The sequence below is a fragment of the Nocardiopsis baichengensis YIM 90130 genome, from assembly GCF_000341205.1.
Classification (GTDB): domain Bacteria; phylum Actinomycetota; class Actinomycetes; order Streptosporangiales; family Streptosporangiaceae; genus Nocardiopsis_A; species Nocardiopsis_A halophila.
In genome coordinates this window covers 250,034-269,359 of sequence record NZ_ANAS01000005.1, presented here as the reverse complement: position 1 = coordinate 269,359, position 19,326 = coordinate 250,034, and the positions used below count along the sequence as shown (strand labels likewise).

Below are 19,326 nucleotides of genomic sequence, written 5' to 3'. Positions count from 1 at the left end.
GTGCGCCGGACGGCGCCTGCGGGGCACCCGGCGGGGCCGGGCGTCCGCTGGGTGGTTCGTTCGGTCGTCGTGCGGTACTGCGTGCGGTCCACGGGGAACGCGGCCGTGCGGGCGCGGGGGTGCGCGCGGTTCCGCCCGGTGCGTCCTCAGGCCCTCCGACGCGGTGCGGGGCCGACCGGTTCCCCGTGCGGCCGGACCAGGCCGGGGACCACCGTGAACGCGCAGGTCGTCGGGGACGCGTCGGCGGGAATGCGGAGGGCCGGGAGGGGGTGGACGGCGCGGGCGGTCAGCCCTCGCCGGGGTCCAGGGCCTTGTCGTAGCGCGAGACGCGGTAGAGGCCGCCCTCGGCGTCGTGGTCGAAGATGAGCGCGGTCTCCCCGGACTCCAGGAGCTCGCCGCCGATGGTGCGCACCTGCACCGTCATGCTGGAGCCGTCGTCGAAGACCACCTCGGCCTGGCCGAATCCGTCGTCGACCCGGCCCGTGCGCACCGTGCAGGTGCGCCCCACCAGGTCGCCGCCGGTGCGCACGCGGGCGGTCCCGGGCAGCAGGCGCCGGACGCCCACCGCCACGGCGCTGGTCAGGCCCCAGGCCACCATCACCGCGATGACCAGGACGAGCAGGGAGGCGGCGATCAGCAGCGGTGCGGGCAGTCCCAGGAAGACGATCACGACGTATCCCACCAGTGAGGTGAACCAGGCCAGGGCGATCAGCAGGGACAGGGAGACGGTGGCGGGCAGGCCGCCCAGCCCGGCGGCGGCGAGCACGCCGGCCAGGCCGCCGGGGGCCTCGCCGTCCCCGGCGTCGCCGTCGAGCAGACCGATGTCGAGCACACCCAGCAGCGCGGTCAGCCAGTAGCCGACCACGACCACCAGCGGAATGCTGAAGAGCACCGTCGGGAAGGCGAACGCCGCGTTGAAGAACCCCATGTCCTGCCCGGACGCCCCCTGACGTGGTCGGCCGCATCCGGGCGGTTCCCGGGCGGTGCGCGGCGCCGATCCTATCGGCCGCGGGCCCCGGACAGCGGCGGGGTGGGGTGGTATGTCCGGGTTCGGCCAGGTCGGAAGGGGGTGGCCAGCAGGGCGATGCCGTACGCGGCCAGCAGTCCGCACAGCACCGCGACCCCGGCGCCCGGCAGGCCGCCGGAGTAGGTCTCGCCCATGAACGCCACGCCCACCACCGAGGCCGCCAGCGGGTTGGCCAGCGTGGTCACCCCGAGCGGCGCGCCCAGCTCCGCGCCCTGGTAGGCGGCCTGGGCCAGGAGCAGCCCGGCGGCGGCGACCAGCGCGGTGCCGGCCGCGGCCGGGTGGAACAGCGCCGCGGCGCCGTCGGTCCCGGCGGCGGCGATGGCGGTCTTGGCGGTGGCCGAGGAGACCCCGAAGGCGATCCCGGCGGCGGCCGCCAGCAGGTGGCTGCGCCAGGCCGCGGACGGCACCCGGCCGGCGGCCCAGGCCAGGGCGGCCAGCAGCGCGGCGGTCCCGCCGGCCACCGCGGCCGAGACACCGGGGCCCATCGGCCGGCTCCGCCCGTCGGTCACCGCCACCGCCAGCAGCACCGCCAGCGCCAGCACGGTGAGCAGCGCCCCGCGCCATTCGCGCGGCGCCACCCGCCGCCCGGCCAGCCGCGCCGACCAGGGCAGGCCGAACACCAGCACCAGCACGCCCAGCGGCTGCACCACGGTGAGCGGGGCGAAGGCCAGCGCCCCCACCTGGAAGGCGGCACGGCCCCCGTTGAGCACCGCCGAGCCCCACCACAGGGGGTGGCCGAGCAGGGCGGCCAGCGGGCGGCGCCCGGTCAGCGGCTCGGGGACGGCGACCGCGAGCCGGCGCTGGGCGACCGCGGCGGCCGTGTAGCAGGCACAGGAGAGCACCCCGAGGACGACACCGAACCAGACACCGATCGACATGGGACGAGCCTTTCGGACATTCTTCGCGGCGGCGTCCTCCCAGGGGCGACAACCGGCCTACGCCCTGTGCCGTACCCGCCGTCGCCCCCGGTCGGCGGAAAGGCTCCGCAAAAGGCCGCTGCGGACCGCGTCCGGGCTCTGCCCGCAGCAGATCTCCGCAGGGCAGAAACCGTGGCCGCCGCGGCCGCCGGCCGCGCACTGTTGAGGCACCGGCGGCGCACGGGCCCGCCGGACGGAACCGAGGAGGAGGACGATGCTCACCAACGAGGCGTCCGAGGCCGCCCCCGCAGGGGGGTTCGGCGACCACGTGCTGACGGGGCTGCTGCACGGCCGGATCGTGGTGCTCGGCGCGGAGATCGACGACGCCGTGGCCAACCGGGTGTGCTCCCAGCTGATGCTGCTGGCCTCCGAGGACCCCAAGCGCGACATCACGCTGCTGATCAACAGCCCGGGGGGCTCGATCAGTGCGGGGCTGGCCGTCCACGACACCATGCGGTTCATCCCCAACGACGTGTCGACGCTGGTCATGGGGTCGGCCTACAGCATGGCGCAGGTGCTGCTGTGCACGGGGACGGCGGGCAAGCGCTACAGCCTGCCCAACGCGCGGATCATGATGCACCAGCCCTCCGGCGGGCTCGGCGGGACGGCCGCCGACATCGCCATCCAGGCCGAGAACCTGGCCCACACCAAGAGGACGGTGCAGCGGCTCATCGCCGAGCACTCAGGGCAGTCGGAGGAGACCATCGCCGAGGACCAGCGGCGGGACCGCTGGTTCACCGCCCAGGAGGCGAAGGAGTACGGCTTCGTGGACCGGGTGGTGCGCAGCGTCGCGGAGATCGGCGGGGAGACCGCCCGCCGGTTCGGGTTCGGAGTGGCCGCTGGGGCCGTGAAGACGGGAGGGGAGTGAGATGGCGCAGGGCTACACGATCCCGACGGTGGTCGAGCGGCGCCCGGACGGCGAGCGCGCCTACGACGTGTTCAGCAGGCTGCTGTCGGAGCGGATCGTCTTCATCGGCACGCCCATCGACGACGGGGTGGCGAACGTGGTGATGGCCCAGCTGCTGCACCTGGACCACGAGAACCCGGACCGGGACATCCAGCTCTACATCAACTCCCCGGGCGGGGCGAACACGGGGCTCACGGCGATCTACGACACCATGCGGTTCGTCCGCGCCGACGTGGCGACGGTGTGCATGGGGCAGGCGGCGTCCGCGGCGGCGGTCCTGCTGGCGGCGGGGGCCCCGGGCAAGCGCGCGGCCCTGCCGCACGCGCGCGTCCTGCTGCACCAGCCGTCGGCCGAGGGCCAGGGGACCGCGGCCGACCTGGAGATCCAGGCGGCGGAGGTCCTGCGGATCCGGGCCCAGGTGGAGGAGATCCTGTCCCGCCACACGGGCCAGACGACCGAGCGCCTGCGCGAGGACACCGACCGCGACAAGATCTTCACGGCGGAGGAGGCGCTGGAGTACGGCCTGATCGACGGGCTGGTGACCGCCAGGGACCCGGCCGCGCGGGCGGCCTGACCGGTGGCCCTCAGGCGGCGAGCATGACCGCCTGGTGTCCGCCCCCGACGCCGGGGCCCTGGGCCGGGACCACCGGGGAGGACGCCAGTTCCATGTGCATGGTGCCGACCAGGTCGACCAGGCGTAGGCCGAGCGCCTGGCGGATCGCGGCGAGGACCTCCGAGGAGGGCTCCTTGCGTCCGCGCTCGATCTCCGAGAGGTAGGGCAGCGACACCTGGGAGGCCTCGGCCACCTCGCGCAGGGTCCGGCCCTGCTCCAGGCGGGTCCGGCGCAGCATGGCGCCGACCAGGTCGCGCATCAGGGGTTCGTCCTCGGGGACGCGTTCGGTCACGGCTGCCTCCCGGCGTCGGCGGACGTCGCTCGGCTTCCGAACATAGTGCGCCCGGCGCGGACCCCGCCACGGCCGTCAGGGCGGTTCCGCGCCGGGCGTAACCCGGGGGCTGCGGACCCGGTACCCGTCCGCAGCCCCCGGGTTACGCCCGGCGCGGGGTCAGGGGAGGCGCCCGGTCTGAGGGAGGTGGGCCGGGCGCCTCCCGGGGCGGGCCGACCCTGTCGACCATGACGGAAATGAAAACCATTTTCAATAGATGTTCCGTGTGACCCGGGCCATTCCCGGGCGGTCCGGGGCCGGGGCGCCGCCCTTCACGTTTCGGCGGTCGGGGCGGTGTCGGATGGCCCCCGGAACGGGGGAGCGGACGTCCGGAACCCGGTGGGCAAAGGGGGCAAGCCTCCATGAACCCGGGCGGTCCGCGACGGATTCGCCCTGAGTCCGGGACTCCCGGCCGCGACCGTGCCTAGGCTGCCTGCGAAGCGGCGCGCCCCGGCTCACGGTCGACGAGAGAGGCCCCCTCAGTGATGGACGCCTTCGAGCTGCCCTCCTTCTACCTCCCGTATCCGGCCCGCATCAATCCGAACCTGGAGGCCGCGCGCGAGCACAACGCCGCGTGGATCCGGCGCGTCGGGCTGCTCGATGCACCGGCCCCCGGCGCCTCCGGCGGGACCGGCCCGGTCTGGAACGAGGCCGCCGTGGCCGCCATGGACGTCCCGCTCCTGGCGGCCTACGCCCACCCCGACTGCGACGCCGCCACCCTCGCGCTCATGGCCGACTGGTACACCTGGGCGTTCTTCCACCGCGACGACGCCCGCGCCCGCTTCCGCACCGCCGGGGACCGTCCCGAGGCCCGCGCCCACGTCGCCCTCCTCGAAGGCGTGATCGACGGCAGAGCGGCGGATCCGCCCGAACAGCCCGGGGAAGCCGACGAGGCCGACACGGACGGTGGCGGCGGGGGGGGGGCGGCGGCCCGCCGCACCCCGCCGTCCGGGCCCTGGCCGACCTGTGGGAGCGGACCGCGCCCGCCCTGCCCGAGGGCCTGTGCGACCGCTTCACCGCCGACCTGCGCGGGGTGGTCGCCGACGCGCTGCGCGAGGCCGACCAGCGCGGACGCACCCCCAACCCGGTCGAGCACCTGCAGGACCGGCGTGCCGGGGGCGGCGGCCTGTTCTGCGCCGACCTGGCCGAGTACGCGGCCGGTGCGGCGCTCGGCGCGGCCGCGCAGGGGCGCGCCGTCCGGGTGCTGCGCGAGGCCTTCGCCGACGCCGTGCACCTGCGCAACGACCTGTTCTCCTACCGCCTGGACGCCGCCGACGGGCGCCGGGACAACGCCGTCCAGGTCTACGGCGGCTTCCTGGGCTGCCCGACGCAGGAGGCCGCGGAGCTCGTCAACGACCTGCTCACCTCGCGGATGGTGCAGTTCGAGGACACCGCCGTGGGCGAGCTGGCCGAGGGGGTGGCCGCGGCCGGCGGCCTTCCCGGCGAGGCGGCGGCCGCGGCCGCGCTGGCCAAGGCACTGCAGGACTGGCAGGCCGGAGGGCACGAGTGGCACGCGGCCACCGCCCGCTACACGGGGGACCCCTCGCCGCGCCCGCCCGCGTCGGCCGGCGGGCCGACCGGACTGGGCACCTCCTCGGCGCGGGTGCCGGCGCTCAACCTCGACTTCTCTCCGGGGCTGCGCCGCCGCGCCCGCAGGCACGGGCACGAGATCTACCCCGAGACCGGGCACCTGCCGCTGCCGGACATCCCGATCCACTACCCGCTGCGGATGAGCCCCCACCTTGATGCCGCCCGCGAGCACTCGCTGGAGTGGGTGCGCTCCATGGGCATGCTGGACGAGGTGCCCGGGGTGGGCGCCGTGGTCTGGAGCGAGGAGAAGTTCACCGGCTACGACCTGGCCCTGTGCGCGGCCGCCATCCACGCCGACTCGTCGCTGGAGAAGCTGGAGGTCTCCACGGACTGGTTGTGCTGGGGTACCTACGGCGACGACTACTACCCGCTGGTGTACGGCGCCCGCCGGGACGTGGCGGCGGGCCGGCTCTCGCACGAGCGGCTGGGCGCCTTCATGCCCCTGGACCTGGGGCTGGTCCCCGAGCCGCTGGACCCGATGGAGCGCGGGCTGGAGGAGCTGTGGCGCCGGTCGGCGGCCCCGCTGCCGATGGCGGCGCGCGAGGCGTTCCGCACGTCGGTGCGGGAGATGACCGCCAGCTGGGTGTGGGAGCTGGACAACCAGGCCGCGAACCGGGTCCCCGACCCGGTGGACTACCTGGAGATGCGGCGGCGCACGTTCGGGTCGGACATGACGATGGGCCTGGCCCGGATGGAGGGCGCGGGGGACGTCCCGCCGGAGGTGTTCGCCACCCGGACGGTGCGCGAACTGGAGACCTCCGCCCAGGACGTGGCGTGCATCCTGAACGACCTGTTCTCCTACCAGAAGGAGATCGAGCGCGAGGGCGAGCTGCACAACATGGTCCTGGTGGTGGAGAACTTCCTCGGCACCGACCGGATCACCGCCCGGGACGCGGTCGCCGACCTGCTGCGGGTGCGCCTGGACCAGTTCGACCGCCTCGACCGCGAGGGCCTGCCGGCGCTGTTCGAGGACCTGGGCCTGGACAACCGGGCCCAGGACGCGCTGCGGCGCTATGCGGACCTGATGAAGGACTGGTTGTCGGGGATCCTGCACTGGCACCGCGAGGTGGTCCGCTACCGCAAACAGGACCTGGCGAGCGAGCCGGCCCCGAGGAGGGCCGCCATGGACCTCGCAGCCAGGGCGGCGACCCGCATCCCCTCCGGCCCCCCGGTCCCGGGCGCGATGCGCTGAAGACGGCAGGCCCCGGGGGCACTGCCTGCCGCCTGCACCGACACCCCCGTTGATCTCGGGGAAGCCGGGGTAATACTCGCCGGTATTACCCCGACTCTCCCGAGATCAACGGCGAGGAGGGGGCGCGCAGCCGGGGCGGGGTCGCCGATCGCGCCGCAGCGGTCGCACCGCTCACGAGGACGCGGCCGAAAGTTTCACCACTCCAGCGGACACGACCCTATCGATTCCCGCACAGGCGCCGACGCCCCGGCGGAACAGGGGCCACGGCCGCCAGAACGCGCCCCGGTCCGCCGGGCACCGACCGTCCGGCGTCCGGCAGATCGGGGTGGGCGGGGCACCCGCTCATCCGCCGCCGCTCATCCCCCTGGGTCGGCAGGGGCCAGGCGCCCGGCAGGCAAGGCCGGGGAACCACACCGCCTCGCCGTCGCCATCGCCTCCTACGCTCGACCGGCGGGGCCCCGGCGGTCGGCCAGTGGCAGCGAGCGGGGCACCTGCTCATCCGTCGCCGCCCGGCCGCCCCGGCCGTCCGCACGCCCGCCCTCGACAGCGCTGCCCGAAGGCCCGCCGTCCTTGCTCGTCGCCGTTCCCAACCTGGACCGCCAGGGGCCCGGCGCCCTCAGGCAGGGCCGGGGAGCCACATCGCCTCGTCGTTGCCGCCCTCTGCTCGAACTGCGGAGACCAGGCGGACGGCAGGCAGAAGCGGGGCACCTGCTCATCCGCCGCCGCTCCGCCACCCGGACCACCCGGGGGTCGACGGTCGACAGGCCAGGCCGGAGAACCGTCCGGCCCTCGTCGCCGCCCCTGCGCGCTCGACCGGCGGGGCCCCGGCGGTCGGCGATCGGCAGTGAGCGGGGCACCTGCTCATCCGTCGCCGCTCCTCCCCACCTGGGCCGACAAGGACCCGGCGGACGGCAGGCAGGCAGAAGCGGCCATCCGGCCACTCCGTCGCCGCCTTCCCCGCTCGACCGGCGCTCGACCGGTGGGGCCCGGCGGCCGGGAAGCGGCAGCAAGCGGGGCACCCGCTCATCCGTCGCCGCCCTGTCCGGTGGCCGCCCTCGCGTCCGATGCCTGGAAGGGCCACTGGAACGGCCGCCTCGCCGTCGCCTGCCTTCAGGCGGTGCGGCGGTCCTCCGATGCCTCGCCTCCGAGGGCCGAGTCGACGACCTCGCCCGACCAGGCCTCCAGGTCGGGCCATTCGGCTTCCGGGCCGAGGTAGGCCTCCATGAAGCCGCGCTGGAAGCACGCGCCCACGATGAGGGCCGCGATCGCCTGCGGTGTCCCCGTGGTCGTGAGGCGGCCCAGGTCCCGTTCCCTGCGCAGGTACTCCTCCGCGAGGCGGTTCACCGCCATGGGGCCCGCGTCGAGTCTGCGCAGGGCCGCCCGTTGGCGGTCCAGCAGCTTCGGGGCGGCGAACAAGGAGGCGAACATGGGCGCCCCCTCCCGGTAGAACGGGACCGCTCCGACCGCGAACGCCCGCAGGTTGTCCCGGACCGTGCCCGTCCCGGCCAGGTCCGGCAGGCCCTGCGCCGTCTCCAGGAACGACGGGAAGAGTTCGTGCAGCGCGGCCACGAACAGCTCGTCCTTGTCGGAGAAGTACTTGTACAGAGCGGCCTCGGAGCAGCGCGCCGCCGCCGCGATCCGCTTGGTCGTCGCGTGCGCCAGGCCGGCCTCCGCCATCACGTCGGCGGCGGCCGCGAGGATCCGCTGCCGTGTCCCCGCGCCGTGTGCACGGCCCTGTGTCCCGGCCATTCCGCAGCCTCCTCCCGTCGAGCGGTCACAGGCTACTGTGCCTCCGGCCGTTCGACGTCCGGTGCGTCGCGCCCGGTCAGCGTGAGGAGCAGGCCTTCTGCCGTGCCGCGCATCTCCTCCGGCCCCTCGCCGTGCGACCAGTCGATGTCGGTGGCCACGACCCGGCGCCCCTGCGCCCGCCGCGCGTCCTGCGCGAAGGGCCCGGCGGTCATGACCGCCTCCAGGGCGGCCGCCAGGTGCTCCTCGGGGAACTCCGCGCCCAGGCCCAGCGGCCGCCGGATGTCCTGGTGGTGGACCACGTGGTCGACCAGGAGCAGGGCCGGGGCCACCCGGAAGGCGAGCATCGCGCGGTCGGTATCGAGCGCCTCCAGCAGCGCCCGCTCGCCCCGACGTCCCCAGGCCGCCGCAGACGCGCGGTTGTAGGCGTCGTGGTCGAAGCGGTGTGCGGCCATGGACAGCAGGAAGCGCGCCATGCCGGTCCGCGCGTTCGCCGCGACGTGGGCGGCAACGTCGCGGACCGTCCATCCCGCGCACAGGGACGGGGCCGACCACTGGCCGGGCTCCAGCCCTTCCAGCGTGGTGCGGATGCGCCGCCGCTCGGCCCGGGCGATGCGCAGCCGGTCGGCGGAGGTGAATCGGGCGGGGGCGGTCGCGGCCATGGGGGCTCCCTGGAGGGTCGGCGCCTGTGGTGGGTAAGTGCTTACTCACCACAGTCTGCGGCCGTCCCTGAAGACGGTCAAGAGGGAGCGTGCACGTCGCCCGGCCGGGGCCGCCGAAGCGGTGCCACCGCCCGCGGGCGCGACCGCCTTTCGCCGGCCGCTTGCGGCCGCTTCCGCCGGCGTCCGGTGCTGCCCGCGGGCGTTGTGTCCCCCCCGACCCGGGCGCATGAGGAAGGCGGCATTCCCGAGGGCACGGCCCTCGCCCGGTCGGTCTCGCTCGGAGTGTCGGAGTGGTCGGGTCGGAGTGGTCGGGGAGGGCGCCTCGCGCCGTGGCCCGTCCGGTGGGCGAAGGGGAAAGGGGCCGGACACGGCGGTGCCCCGGCGGACGGGTCCGCCGGGGCACCGGTGTTCGGGGCGGCCGGGTCAGGCCGCCGCGGTCTCGGCCGTCTTGGTGACGGTCAGCTTGTCCCGTGCGTCGTCCAGGTCGACCGTGACCGTGTCGCCCTCGCGCAGTTCGCCGGAGAGCAGCTCCCGCGCCAGTGGGTCGCCGATCGCGGCCTGCACCAGCCGGCGCAGCGGCCGCGCCCCGTAGGCCGGGTCGTAGCCGGTCAGCGCCAGCCACTCGCGGGCCGCCGGGGTGACCTCCAGCTCCAGCCTCCGGTCGGCCAGCCGCCGGGCGAGCCGCTCCACCTGCAGGTCCACGATCCGGGTCAGCTCCTCCGTGGACAGCGCGTCGAACATGATCACGTCGTCCAGCCGGTTCAGGAACTCGGGCTTGAAGGTGTTCTGCACGACCTGCATCACCTTCTCCTTCTTCGCCCCGTTCTCCAGCTGCGGGTCGACCAGGAACTGCGAGCCCAGGTTGGAGGTGAGGATCAGCAGCGTGTTGCGGAAGTCCACCAGCCGCCCCTGGCCGTCGGTCAGCCGCCCGTCGTCCAGGACCTGGAGCAGCGTGTCGAAGACCTCCAGGTGCGCCTTCTCCACCTCGTCCAGCAGCACCACCGTGTAGGGCCGCCGCCGCACCGCCTCGGTGAGCTGGCCGCCCTCCTCGTAGCCGACGTAACCGGGGGGCGCCCCCACCAGCCGGGAGACCGAGTGCTTCTCGGAGTACTCGCTCATGTCGATGCGCACGATCGCGCGCTCGTCGTCGAAGAGGAACTCCGCCAGCGCCTTGGCCAGCTCGGTCTTGCCCACGCCCGTCGGGCCGAGGAACAGGAAGGAGCCGGTGGGCCGGTCCGGGTCGGAGATGCCCGCACGCGCCCGGCGCACCGCGTCGGAGACCGCCGCCACGGCGTTCTTCTGGCCGATGAGCCGCTGCCCCAGCTCCTCCTCCATGCGCAGCAGCTTGGAGGTCTCGCCCTCCATCAGCCGCCCCACGGGGATGCCGGTCCACGAGGACACCACGTCGGCCACGTCGTCGGCGCCGACCTCCTCCTTGACCATGGTGTCGCCCTCGGGCTCGGCCTCCTCCTCGGCGGAGGTGGCCTCCTCCAGCTGCTTCTCCACCTGCGGGATCTCGCCGTACATCAGCCGCGAGGCCTCGGCGAAGGAGCCCTCGCGCTGTGCCCGCTCGGCCTGGGTGCGCAGGTCGTCCAGGTAGGTCTTGAGGTCGCCGACCCGGTTCAGCCCCGCCTTCTCCTGCTCCCAGCGGGCGTTGAGCCCGTTGAGCTCCTCCTGGCGGTCGGCCAGGTCGGCGCGGAGCCGCTCCAGCCGCTGCACCGAGGCCGGGTCCGACTCCTTGGCCAGCGCCATCTCCTCCATCTTGAGCCGGTCCACGGTGCGCTGCAGCTCGTCGATCTCCACCGGGCGGGAGTCGATCTCCATGCGCAGCCGCGAGGCCGCCTCGTCGATCAGGTCGATGGCCTTGTCCGGCAGGAACCGGGCGGTGATGTAGCGGTCCGACAGCGTCGCCGCCGCCACCAGGGCCGAGTCGGCGATCTGCACCTTGTGGTGGGCCTCGTAGCGGCCCTTGAGCCCGCGCAGGATCGCGATGGTGTCGGCCGCCGACGGCTCGCCCACCAGCACCTGCTGGAAGCGGCGCTCCAGCGCCGGGTCCTTCTCGATCCGCTCGCGGTACTCGTCCAGCGTGGTGGCGCCGACCATGCGCAGCTCACCGCGGGCGAGCATGGGCTTGAGCATGTTGCCGGCGTCCATCGCGCCCTCGGCGGCGCCCGCGCCCACCATGGTGTGCAGCTCGTCGATGAAGGTGATGATCTGGCCGTCGCTCTCCTTGATCTCGGTGAGCACGGCCTTGAGGCGCTCCTCGAACTCGCCGCGGTACTTGGCGCCGGCCACCATCGCCGACAGGTCCAGCGAGATCAGCCGCTTGTCGCGCAGCGACTCGGGCACGTCCCCGGCGACGATGCGCTGGGCCAGTCCCTCGACCACGGCGGTCTTGCCGACACCGGGCTCGCCGATGAGCACCGGGTTGTTCTTGGTGCGCCGGGACAGTACCTGCACCACCCGGCGGATCTCGGTGTCCCGGCCGATGACCGGGTCCAGCGCGCCGGAGCGGGCCTGGGCCGTCAGGTCCACGCCGTACTTCTCCAGCGACTGGTAGGTCTCCTCGGGGTTCTCGGTGGTGACCCGGCCCGGGCCGCGCACCCGGTCGAAGGCCTCCAGCAGCGCGTCGGGCGTGGCCCCGGCGTCGGCGAGCAGCCGGGCGGCCTCCCCGCCGTCGGCGGCCAGCCCCACCAGCAGGTGCTCGGTGGAGACGAACTCGTCCTCCATCTTCTGCGCCCGCTGCGCGGCGGTGTTGAGCGAGACGATGAGCCGGCGCGAGCTCTGCGGCGCGCTGACCGTGCTTCCGCTGGCCTTGGGCACGGACTTCAGCGCCTGGTCGGCGCGGCCGGCCAGCTGGTCGGGGTCGGCGCCGACCTCCTTGAGCAGCGGACGGATGATGCCCTCGCCCTGGTCGAGGAGGGCGGCGAGCAGGTGCACCGGCTCGACCTGCGGCGCGCCGTCGGCCGTGGCACGGCGCATGGCCGTGGAGAGCGCTTCCTGGCTCTTGGTGGTGAGTTTGTAGTTCATGGTGTCGCCGCCCCCTTCGTGCGAATCCCTATGAGGTTGTGCAAATCGGCCGTGCGCCGCCGCCCCGCCGCCCCCCCCGCCGGCGGCGCGCCCGAGCGCCGGGCGTCCGCGAGCCCCGCGTGTCCGGCCGCCCGGTTCCGGTCCCGGTCCCGGTCAGTCCCGGCGCGGGTCCTGCCGGGGGTTCTCCCGCCGCTCGTCCGGCCGCTCGGGGTGGGCCGCGGCCCCGAAGAGGGTCACCCGGGTCCGGCGGACCGGCATGAGCTCGCCGCCCGGTGCGGCCGGCCCCTGCGCCGACGCCCCCCGGCGGGCCACCGCCGAGCGCGCCGCCTCCAGCTCGTTGCGCAGGTGGAAGACGGCCTCGCGGAGCTCGTCCACCTCCCGCTGCAGCTCCAGGATGCGCTTGATCCCGGCGAGGTTGATGCCCTCCTCCTGGGACAGGCGCTGCACCTCGCGCAGCAGCTGGACGTCGCGGGCCGAGTACCGGCGCCCGCGACCGGTGGCCCGGCCCGGGGAGACCAGGCCGAGCCGGTCGTACTGGCGCAGCGTCTGCGGGTGCAGACCGGACAGCTCTGCGGCGACCGAGATGACGTAGACCGGGGCGTCGTCTCCGAGCCCACCGTGGTTCATCATGCTCACGCTCCCTTGGCCTGGGCCTCCAGACCGCTCCGCGGGTCGTGCTCGGAGGTCGCGGCGCGGTACTTCTCCAGCGCCTCGCGGGCCTCGGCGCTGATGTTCTGCGGAACCTGCACCTCGACGGTGACGAGCAGGTCGCCGATGGTGCCGTCGCGGCGGCGCGAGCCCTTGCCGCGCACCCGCAGAGTGCGCCCGCTGGGCGTGCCGGGCGGGATCTTCACCGTGACCGGCACCCCGCCCAGGGTCGGTACCCGCACGTCGGCGCCGAGCACCGCCTCGGGGAAGGTCACCGGGACGGTGATGGTCAGGTTCTCGCCGGTCTTGCCGAACAGGGGGTGCTTGTGCACACGTACCACCACGTAGAGGTCTCCGGCCGGGCCCCCGTGCTCCCCCGGCGCTCCCTTGCCCGCGATCCGGATCCGCTGGCCGTCGGTGACGCCGGCGGGGATGCGCGCCTGAATCGTCCTGCTGCTCTTGCCGCGGCCGCTGCCGCGGCAGGTGGGGCACGGGTCGTCGGTGACCAGGCCCCGGCCCTTGCACTCGCTGCAGGGCTCGGAGAGGGAGAAGCCCCCCAGGTTCGTGCTCTCGTGACCGGTGCCCGAGCACTTGGGGCAGACCCGCGGCGCGGTTCCGGCCTTGGCGCCGCTGCCCTTGCAGGTGGGGCAGGCGGTGTCGGTGCTCAGCGTGAACGACCGGGTCAGGCCCTCGGCCGCCTCGCTGAAGGTCAGCGTGGTCTCGGTCTCGATGTCGGCGCCGCGCCGCGGCGCGGTGGTCGAGCGCCCGCGGCCGCCGAACAGGCCGCCGAACAGGTCGCTGAGCCGGTCGCCTCCGCCGCCGCCGCCCGCACCGCCCGGACCGCCGCCGAACAGGTCGCCGAGGTCGAAGCCGCCCGGACCGGTGCCCCCGCCCGGCCGGTAGGAGCCGCCGAACATGGAGCGGGCGTCGTCGTACTCCTTGCGCCGCTTCTCGTCCGACAGGACGCTGTAGGCCTCGGAGATCTCCTTGAAGCGCTCCTCGGCCTCGTCGTCTCCCGTGTTGGCGTCGGGGTGGTTGGCGCGCGCGAGCTTGCGGTAGGCCTGCTTGATCTCGTCCTGAGTGGCCGTCTTCGAGACTCCTAGGACCTTGTAGTAGTCCTTTTCCAGGTAGTCCTTGGTGCTCATGGACGTATGCCTTCTCCCCGCTCCGCGCTGTCGGTGGTCCGCGCCCCGGGCACCGTCGGGTGCCCGGGGCGCGGGAGGGTCCTACTTCTTCTCTTCGTCGTCCTCGGCCTCCGCGGCGGGGGCCGCCTCCTGGGAGGCCTCCCCCTCGTCCTCGGGGGCCTCGGCGGGGCCGGCCACGACCACCCGGGCCGGGCGCAGCACCCGCTCCCCGATGAGGTACCCGGGTTGGAACACCTCGATCACGGTGGGCGCCTCGACCCCCGGCTGGGGGACCATCGTCAGGGCCTCGTGCACGGTCGGGTCGAACTCGTCGCCCGCCTCCCCGTACTTGGTCAGTCCCAGGCGGACCACCACCGACTCCAGCGCCTCGCCGACCGACTTGAACCCGCCGGTGAGCTCCTCGTGCTCGCGGGCCCGGCCGATGTCGTCGAGGATCGGCAGCAGGTCGCCGACCACCTGGGCCAGCGCCTGCTCCTTGACGGCGGCCCGGTCCCGCTCGACCCGCTTGCGGTAGTTGGCGTACTCGGCCTGCAACCGCTTCAGGTCCTCGGTGAGCTCCAGGACCCGCTGGTCGGCCTGGGGGCCCAGGGCCGCGTCCGCCTCGGCGTCCGCGGCCCCGGCGGCGTCCGCCCCCTCCTCGGGGGCGTCCGCCTCGGCGCCTTCGGGGGTGCGCAGCTCGCCGGTCTCGGGATCCACGCGCCGCTTGTCACGGATCACCGGCCCCTCGCCCTCGTTGCCGTTCTCGTTCTCAGGCAGCGCCATTGGCTGCGCCTCCTTGCCTCGAAGAGTCCGACGCCGCTCAGGCGTTGCCGTCGCGCTTGCCGTTCTCCTCGTCGACGATCTCGGCGTCGACGACGTCGGTGTCCTCCTGCTGCGCGCCGTCGGCGGAGGCGTCGGCGGCGTCGGCGGCACCCTCGGCGCCCCCCTGCTGGCCGTAGATGGCCGAGCCGATCTTCTGGCTGGCCAGCGCGACCTTCTCGCTCGCCGAGCGGATCGCCTCGATGTCGGTGCCCTCCAGGGCCTGCTTCAGCTCGCCGAGCGCGCCCTCGGTCTCGGACTTGACGTCCGCCGGGATCTTGTCCTCGTTGTCCTTGATGACCTTCTCGGTCTGGTAGACGAGGGACTCGGCGTTGTTGCGGACCTCGGCCTCCTCGCGGCGCTTGCGGTCCTCCTCGGCGTACTCCTCGGCCTCGCGGACCATCTTGTCGATGTCCTCCTTGGACATCGCCGAGCCGCCCGAGATGGTGACCGACTGCTCCTTGCCCGTGCCCAGGTCCTTGGCGGTCACGTTGACGATGCCGTTGGCGTCGATGTCGAAGGTGACCTCGATCTGCGGCACGCCGCGCGGCGCCGGCGGAAGGCCGGACAGGTCGAAGACGCCCAGCTTCTTGTTGTACTGGGCGATCTCGCGCTCGCCCTGGTAGACCTGGATCTGCACGGACGGCTGGTTGTCGTCGGCCGTCGTGAAGATCTCCGAGCGCTTGGTCGGGATCGTGGTGTTCTTCTCGATGAGCTTGGTGAAGACGCCGCCCTTGGTCTCGATGCCCAGCGACAGCGGGGTCACGTCCAGCAGCAGGACGTCCTTGACCTCGCCCTTGAGCACACCGGCCTGCAGCGCCGCGCCCACCGCGACGACCTCGTCGGGGTTGACGCCCTTGTTGGGCTCCTTGCCCCCGGTCAGCTCCTTGACCAGCTCCACCACCGCGGGCATCCGGGTCGAGCCGCCGACCATGACCACGTGGTCGATCTTGTCCACGCCGATCCCGGCGTCCTTGATGACCTGGTGGAACGGCGCCTTGGTCCGCTCCAGCAGGTCGCCGGTCAGGCGCTGGAACTCGGCGCGGGTGAGCTTCTCGTCCAGGTGCAGCGGCCCCTCCGCCGAAGCGGTGATGTAGGGCAGGTTGATCGCCGACTCGCTGGAGCTGGACAGCTCGATCTTGGCCTTCTCGGCGGCCTCGCGCAGCCGCTGCAGCGCCATCTTGTCCTTGGACAGGTCCACGCCGTTGGCGTTCTTGAACCGCTCGACCAGCCAGTCCACCACGGCCTGGTCCCAGTCGTCGCCGCCCAGGTGGTTGTCGCCGTTGGTGGCCTTGACCTCGACCACCCCGTCGCCGACCTCCAGCAGGGACACGTCGAAGGTGCCCCCGCCCAGGTCGTAGACCAGGATCGTGGCCTCGTCCTCCTTCTCCAGGTGGTAGGCCAGCGCCGCGGAGGTGGGCTCGTTGATGATGCGCAGGACGTTCAGGCCCGCGATCGTGCCGGCCTCCTTGGTGGCCTGGCGCTGGGAGTCGCTGAAGTAGGCCGGGACGGTGATGACCGCGTCGGTGACCTCCTCGCCCAGGTAGGCCTCGGCGTCGCGCTTGAGCTTCTGCAGCACGAAGGCGCTGATCTGCTGGGGGTTGAAGTCCTTGTCGTCGACCGTGGTCTTCCAGTCGGTGCCGATGTGGCGCTTGACCGAGCGGATGGTCCGGTCGACGTTGGTGACCGCCTGGCGCTTGGCGACCTCGCCGACGAGCACCTCGCCGTTCTTGGCGAAGGCGACGACGGACGGGGTGGTCCGCGCGCCCTCGGCGTTCGCGATCACCGTGGGCTCGCCGCCCTCCAGGACCGAGACGACCGAGTTGGTCGTTCCCAGGTCGATACCGACCGCACGTGCCATGAGTACGTCCTCCGTCAAAGTTGAGTCTTACGGGCGAAAGTTTGCTTCGTCCGGCGTCGGCTGTCAAATCACTTGAGTGCCCTCGACTCAAGTTCGACCGCAATCCGTGCAACGCGGGGGGCGGTGTGCTTGTTCCCGCCTCGGCGATGTTTTGGTGGATCATTGGCGGATCCGGGGGAGGCGCTCGACCCCGGGGGCGGGACGATCGGAGCGGGTCGGTGCCGAGCGCGCCATTACTCGCTAGTAACATCTGTTGGGACCCGGTGTGTGGCGCGCCGGGGTTGTTGACCACGACAGCAGGATTGGGAGGCCGCGGGCGATGCTCTACATCGTTCTGGGGGTCGTGACGACCCTCTTCGCCGTGGTCGGGGTCGCCCTGTTCGCCTTTGGCATCCGCCAAATGGTGCGGACCGTGGGCGTCGGCCGACCGGTGGAGAAGGACCGCAAGGGGCCCTTCGGCAAGCGCCTGACGACCATGCTCATCGAGTCGCTCGGGCACACGCGCATGCTCAAGTGGCGCTGGGTCGGCGTGGCGCACTGGTTCGTCATGGTGTCGTTCCCGCTGCTGGTCTTCACCGTGGCCGAGGCGCACGGGGAGGTCTGGGACCCGCACTTCCACCTGCCGCTGATCCACGACTGGACGATCTACGGCCTGGCCATCGAGGTGATCGCCGGCGTCAGCCTGGTCGCGATCACCGGCCTGGCGGTCTACCGCCAGATCAAGAACCCCAAGCGCCTGGGCCGCGCCTCGCGCTTCGACAACTCCCGCAGCTGGCAGGCGTACTACGTCGAGTCCTACATCTTCCTGCTGCTCGTCAGCATCTTCGTGATCCGCGGCTTCAAGGTGGCCCTCGGCGACTTCCCGTTCCCGGTCTGGGCCACCCCGCTCTCGCACGCCGTGGGCGCGGTGCTGCCGCCGAGCGAGCCGGGCCTGGCCCTGGTGGCCGCGTTCAAGCTGATCATCTCGTGGGTCTTCTTCATGGTGCTGGCCCTGGTCCTGACCATGGGCGTGGGCTGGCACCGCTTCACCGCGCCGGTCAACATCTACTTCAAGCGCAACACCGACGGCTCGCCCGCGCTCGGCGCGGCCAAGCCGATGATGGACAAGACCGGGCAGAAGCCGCTCGACTTCGAGGAGGCCGACCCCGACGAGGACCCGTTCGGCGCCGGCAAGATCGAGGACTTCACCTGGAAGGGCCTGCTCGACTTCACTACCTGCACCGAGTGCGGCCGGTGCCAGTCGCAGTGCCCGGCCTGGAACACCGGCAAGCCGCTCTCGCCCAAGAAGCTGGTCATGGACCTGCGGGAGCACGCCTACGCCAAGGCCCCCTACCTCATGCAGGGCCTGACCCCCGAGGTGCTGGAGGAGAAGGCCAAGGAGGACGCCGCGCACGCCGGCACCGACGTGCTCGCCCTGCTGGAGCGGCCGCTGGTGGGCACCGAGGAGGAGGGCGGGGTCATCCACCCCGACGTCCTGTGGTCCTGCACCAACTGCGGCGCCTGCGTCGAGCAGTGCCCGGTCGACATCGAGCACATCGACCACATCCTCGACATGCGCCGCTACCAGGTGATGATCGAGTCGAGCTTCCCCTCCGAGGCCAACACCCTGCTCAAGAACCTGGAGAACAAGGGCAACCCGTGGGGCATGGCCGAGGACAAGCGCCTCGACTGGGTCTCCGAGCTCGACTTCGAGGTGCCGGTCGTCGAGGACGCCCTTCCCGAGGGCACCGAGTACCTGTTCTGGGTGGGCTGCGCCGGCGCCCTTGAGGACCGCGCCAAGAAGACCACCAAGGCCATCGCCGAGCTGCTGCACACCGCGGGCGTCAAGTTCGCCGTGCTCGGCGGCATGGAGGCCTGCACCGGCGACCCGGCCCGCCGCCTGGGCATGGAGTACGTCTTCCAGATGCTGGCCCAGCAGAACGTGGAGACGCTCAACGAGGTCGGCGCCACCAAGATCGTGGCCAGCTGCCCGCACTGCTTCAACACCCTGGGCAACGAGTACCCGCAGCTCGGCGGCGAGTACGAGGTGGTGCACCACAGCCAGCTGCTGGCCAAGCTGGTGGACGAGGGGCGCCTGACCCCGGTCACGCCGATCGAGGAGAACATCACCTACCACGACCCGTGCTTCCTGGGGCGGCACAACAAGGTCTACACCCCGCCGCGGGACATCATGGCCCAGGTGCCGGGGGTCAAGACCCAGGAGATGCACCGGCACAAGGAGCGCGGCTTCTGCTGCGGCGCCGGCGGTGCCCGCATGTGGATGGAGGAGAAGCTCGGCAAGCGCATCAACACCGAGCGGGTGGACGAGGCGCTGACCACGAACCCCGACACCGTCTCCACCGCGTGCCCCTTCTGCCAGGTGATGCTCGGGGACGCGATCAACGAGAAGAAGTCCCAGGGCGAGGCCAAGGAGTCGCTGGAGGTCGTCGACGTCTCCCAGCTGCTCCTGCGCTCGATCAAGGGCGGGGACTCCGGGCCCGACGGCGGCCAGGCCGAGCCGGAGAAGGAGAACGCCTAGCGGCTCTCAGGGGCGCTCTTGCGGGGGCGGCGCGACCGGGCGGAACGGCCCGGGGGCGCCGCCCCCGCGCTCGTCGCGGCGCGCGGCGCCCGCGGGTGCACGCCCAGGACGCGGTCGAGCTCGTCGGTGCTCAGCGGCCGCTCGGCCCCGGCGGCGGCGATGAGCACGTCGGCGTAGAGCTCGATCTCCTCCAGGGCGTCCCCGTCCTGCAGGCGCGCATCGATGTGGGGCTCCATGCGCGCACCTCCAAGGGGCCGGCAGTGTCCCACAGGCTACGCCCGGGTAGCCTCGCGCCGCATGACCCGGAAGGACCATTCGGCCCCTAGTCACCGGGGACGGTG

15 protein-coding genes are annotated in these 19,326 nt (G+C 73.0%); 4 read left to right on the top strand and 11 right to left on the bottom strand.

The annotated features are described in order from the left end of the window. Positions 1 to 286: 286 nt before the first annotated feature. Positions 287 to 928 (bottom strand): hypothetical protein, encoded by a 642-nt coding sequence (locus tag C892_RS0104845; RefSeq protein ID WP_017556300.1) that lies wholly within the window; start codon positions 926 to 928, stop codon positions 287 to 289. A gap of 71 nt (positions 929 to 999) precedes the next feature. Then, on the bottom strand, positions 1,000 to 1,905 hold the full coding sequence (locus C892_RS0104840; RefSeq protein WP_017556299.1) for a DMT family transporter: 906 nt from the start codon (positions 1,903 to 1,905) through the stop codon (positions 1,000 to 1,002). A gap of 253 nt (positions 1,906 to 2,158) precedes the next feature. Here C892_RS0104840 and C892_RS0104835 point away from each other — a divergent pair, with 253 nt between their 5' ends. Together C892_RS0104835 and C892_RS0104830 are read left to right on the top strand one after the other, a co-directional pair. Beyond that, on the top strand, positions 2,159 to 2,812 hold the full coding sequence (locus tag C892_RS0104835) for a ClpP family protease (RefSeq protein WP_017556298.1): 654 nt from the start codon (positions 2,159 to 2,161) through the stop codon (positions 2,810 to 2,812). 1 nt (position 2,813) lies between these two features. Beyond that, positions 2,814 to 3,425 (top strand): ClpP family protease, encoded by a 612-nt coding sequence (locus tag C892_RS0104830; RefSeq protein ID WP_017556297.1) that lies wholly within the window; start codon positions 2,814 to 2,816, stop codon positions 3,423 to 3,425. Between the two features lie 10 nt (positions 3,426 to 3,435). Here the strand turns inward: C892_RS0104830 and C892_RS0104825 are convergent, their stop codons facing one another. Next, positions 3,436 to 3,756, bottom strand: coding sequence for a helix-turn-helix domain-containing protein (locus tag C892_RS0104825; RefSeq protein WP_017541289.1), 321 nt, complete (start codon positions 3,754 to 3,756; stop codon positions 3,436 to 3,438). 613 nt (positions 3,757 to 4,369) lie between these two features. On the opposite strand from C892_RS0104825, the gene C892_RS0104810 reads away from it, so the two are divergent. After that, positions 4,370 to 6,577 carry a terpene synthase family protein gene (locus tag C892_RS0104810; protein ID WP_275041809.1) on the top strand — a complete coding sequence of 736 codons (2,208 nt, stop codon included), beginning with the start codon at positions 4,370 to 4,372 and terminating at the stop codon, positions 6,575 to 6,577. Between the two features lie 1,110 nt (positions 6,578 to 7,687). Here the strand turns inward: C892_RS0104810 and C892_RS0104805 are convergent. From C892_RS0104805 to dnaK, 7 genes are all read right to left on the bottom strand, one after another. Continuing rightward, positions 7,688 to 8,326, bottom strand: coding sequence for a TetR/AcrR family transcriptional regulator (locus tag C892_RS0104805; RefSeq protein WP_017541291.1), 639 nt, complete (start codon positions 8,324 to 8,326; stop codon positions 7,688 to 7,690). 32 nt (positions 8,327 to 8,358) lie between these two features. Next, positions 8,359 to 8,985, bottom strand: coding sequence for a maleylpyruvate isomerase family mycothiol-dependent enzyme (locus tag C892_RS0104800; RefSeq protein ID WP_017556294.1), 627 nt, complete (start codon positions 8,983 to 8,985; stop codon positions 8,359 to 8,361). A gap of 423 nt (positions 8,986 to 9,408) precedes the next feature. Further along, a complete protein-coding gene (gene clpB / locus C892_RS0104795; RefSeq protein ID WP_017556293.1) occupies positions 9,409 to 12,015 on the bottom strand; it encodes an ATP-dependent chaperone ClpB in 2,607 nt (868 codons plus the stop codon). 153 nt (positions 12,016 to 12,168) lie between these two features. After that, on the bottom strand, positions 12,169 to 12,642 hold the full coding sequence (locus C892_RS0104790) for a heat shock protein transcriptional repressor HspR (protein WP_039820920.1): 474 nt from the start codon (positions 12,640 to 12,642) through the stop codon (positions 12,169 to 12,171). Between the two features lie 5 nt (positions 12,643 to 12,647). Then, positions 12,648 to 13,808, bottom strand: coding sequence for a molecular chaperone DnaJ (gene dnaJ, locus C892_RS0104785; RefSeq protein WP_017556292.1), 1,161 nt, complete (start codon positions 13,806 to 13,808; stop codon positions 12,648 to 12,650). 81 nt (positions 13,809 to 13,889) lie between these two features. Continuing rightward, complete coding sequence (gene grpE, locus C892_RS0104780) at positions 13,890 to 14,570, bottom strand: nucleotide exchange factor GrpE (protein WP_017556291.1); 681 nt, start codon at positions 14,568 to 14,570, stop codon at positions 13,890 to 13,892. A 37-nt stretch (positions 14,571 to 14,607) separates the two neighbouring features. Then, the gene (gene dnaK / locus C892_RS0104775; RefSeq protein ID WP_017556290.1) at positions 14,608 to 16,467 is read right to left on the bottom strand and encodes a molecular chaperone DnaK; all 1,860 of its coding nucleotides are present in this window, start codon (positions 16,465 to 16,467) and stop codon (positions 14,608 to 14,610) included. Between the two features lie 319 nt (positions 16,468 to 16,786). Between dnaK and C892_RS0104770 the strand changes: the two genes are divergently transcribed. Beyond that, positions 16,787 to 18,985, top strand: a complete 2,199-nt coding sequence (locus C892_RS0104770) for a (Fe-S)-binding protein (protein WP_017541298.1) — start codon at positions 16,787 to 16,789, stop codon at positions 18,983 to 18,985. Here the strand turns inward: C892_RS0104770 and C892_RS0104765 are convergent. Next, complete coding sequence (locus tag C892_RS0104765; RefSeq protein ID WP_017556289.1) at positions 18,982 to 19,221, bottom strand: hypothetical protein; 240 nt, start codon at positions 19,219 to 19,221, stop codon at positions 18,982 to 18,984. The two genes, C892_RS0104770 and C892_RS0104765, sit on opposite strands and share 4 nt — an antisense overlap. Positions 19,222 to 19,326: the final 105 nt, after the last annotated feature.

Excerpts from the sequence above, each read along its gene's own strand:
- C892_RS0104845 (WP_017556300.1), bottom strand. The coding sequence starts at position 928 with ATGGGGTTCTTCAACGCGGCGTTCGCCTTCCCGACGGTGCTCTTCAGC.
- C892_RS0104840 (WP_017556299.1), bottom strand. The coding sequence starts at position 1,905 with ATGTCGATCGGTGTCTGGTTCGGTGTCGTCCTCGGGGTGCTCTCCTGT.
- C892_RS0104835 (WP_017556298.1), top strand. The coding sequence starts at position 2,159 with ATGCTCACCAACGAGGCGTCCGAGGCCGCCCCCGCAGGGGGGTTCGGC.
- C892_RS0104830 (WP_017556297.1), top strand. The coding sequence starts at position 2,814 with ATGGCGCAGGGCTACACGATCCCGACGGTGGTCGAGCGGCGCCCGGAC.
- C892_RS0104805 (WP_017541291.1), bottom strand. The coding sequence starts at position 8,326 with ATGGCCGGGACACAGGGCCGTGCACACGGCGCGGGGACACGGCAGCGG.
- C892_RS0104800 (WP_017556294.1), bottom strand. The coding sequence starts at position 8,985 with ATGGCCGCGACCGCCCCCGCCCGATTCACCTCCGCCGACCGGCTGCGC.
- clpB (WP_017556293.1), bottom strand. The coding sequence starts at position 12,015 with ATGAACTACAAACTCACCACCAAGAGCCAGGAAGCGCTCTCCACGGCC.
- C892_RS0104790 (WP_039820920.1), bottom strand. The coding sequence starts at position 12,642 with ATGAACCACGGTGGGCTCGGAGACGACGCCCCGGTCTACGTCATCTCG.
- dnaJ (WP_017556292.1), bottom strand. The coding sequence starts at position 13,808 with ATGAGCACCAAGGACTACCTGGAAAAGGACTACTACAAGGTCCTAGGA.
- grpE (WP_017556291.1), bottom strand. The coding sequence starts at position 14,570 with ATGGCGCTGCCTGAGAACGAGAACGGCAACGAGGGCGAGGGGCCGGTG.
- dnaK (WP_017556290.1), bottom strand. The coding sequence starts at position 16,467 with ATGGCACGTGCGGTCGGTATCGACCTGGGAACGACCAACTCGGTCGTC.
- C892_RS0104770 (WP_017541298.1), top strand. The coding sequence starts at position 16,787 with ATGCTCTACATCGTTCTGGGGGTCGTGACGACCCTCTTCGCCGTGGTC.
- C892_RS0104765 (WP_017556289.1), bottom strand. The coding sequence starts at position 19,221 with ATGGAGCCCCACATCGATGCGCGCCTGCAGGACGGGGACGCCCTGGAG.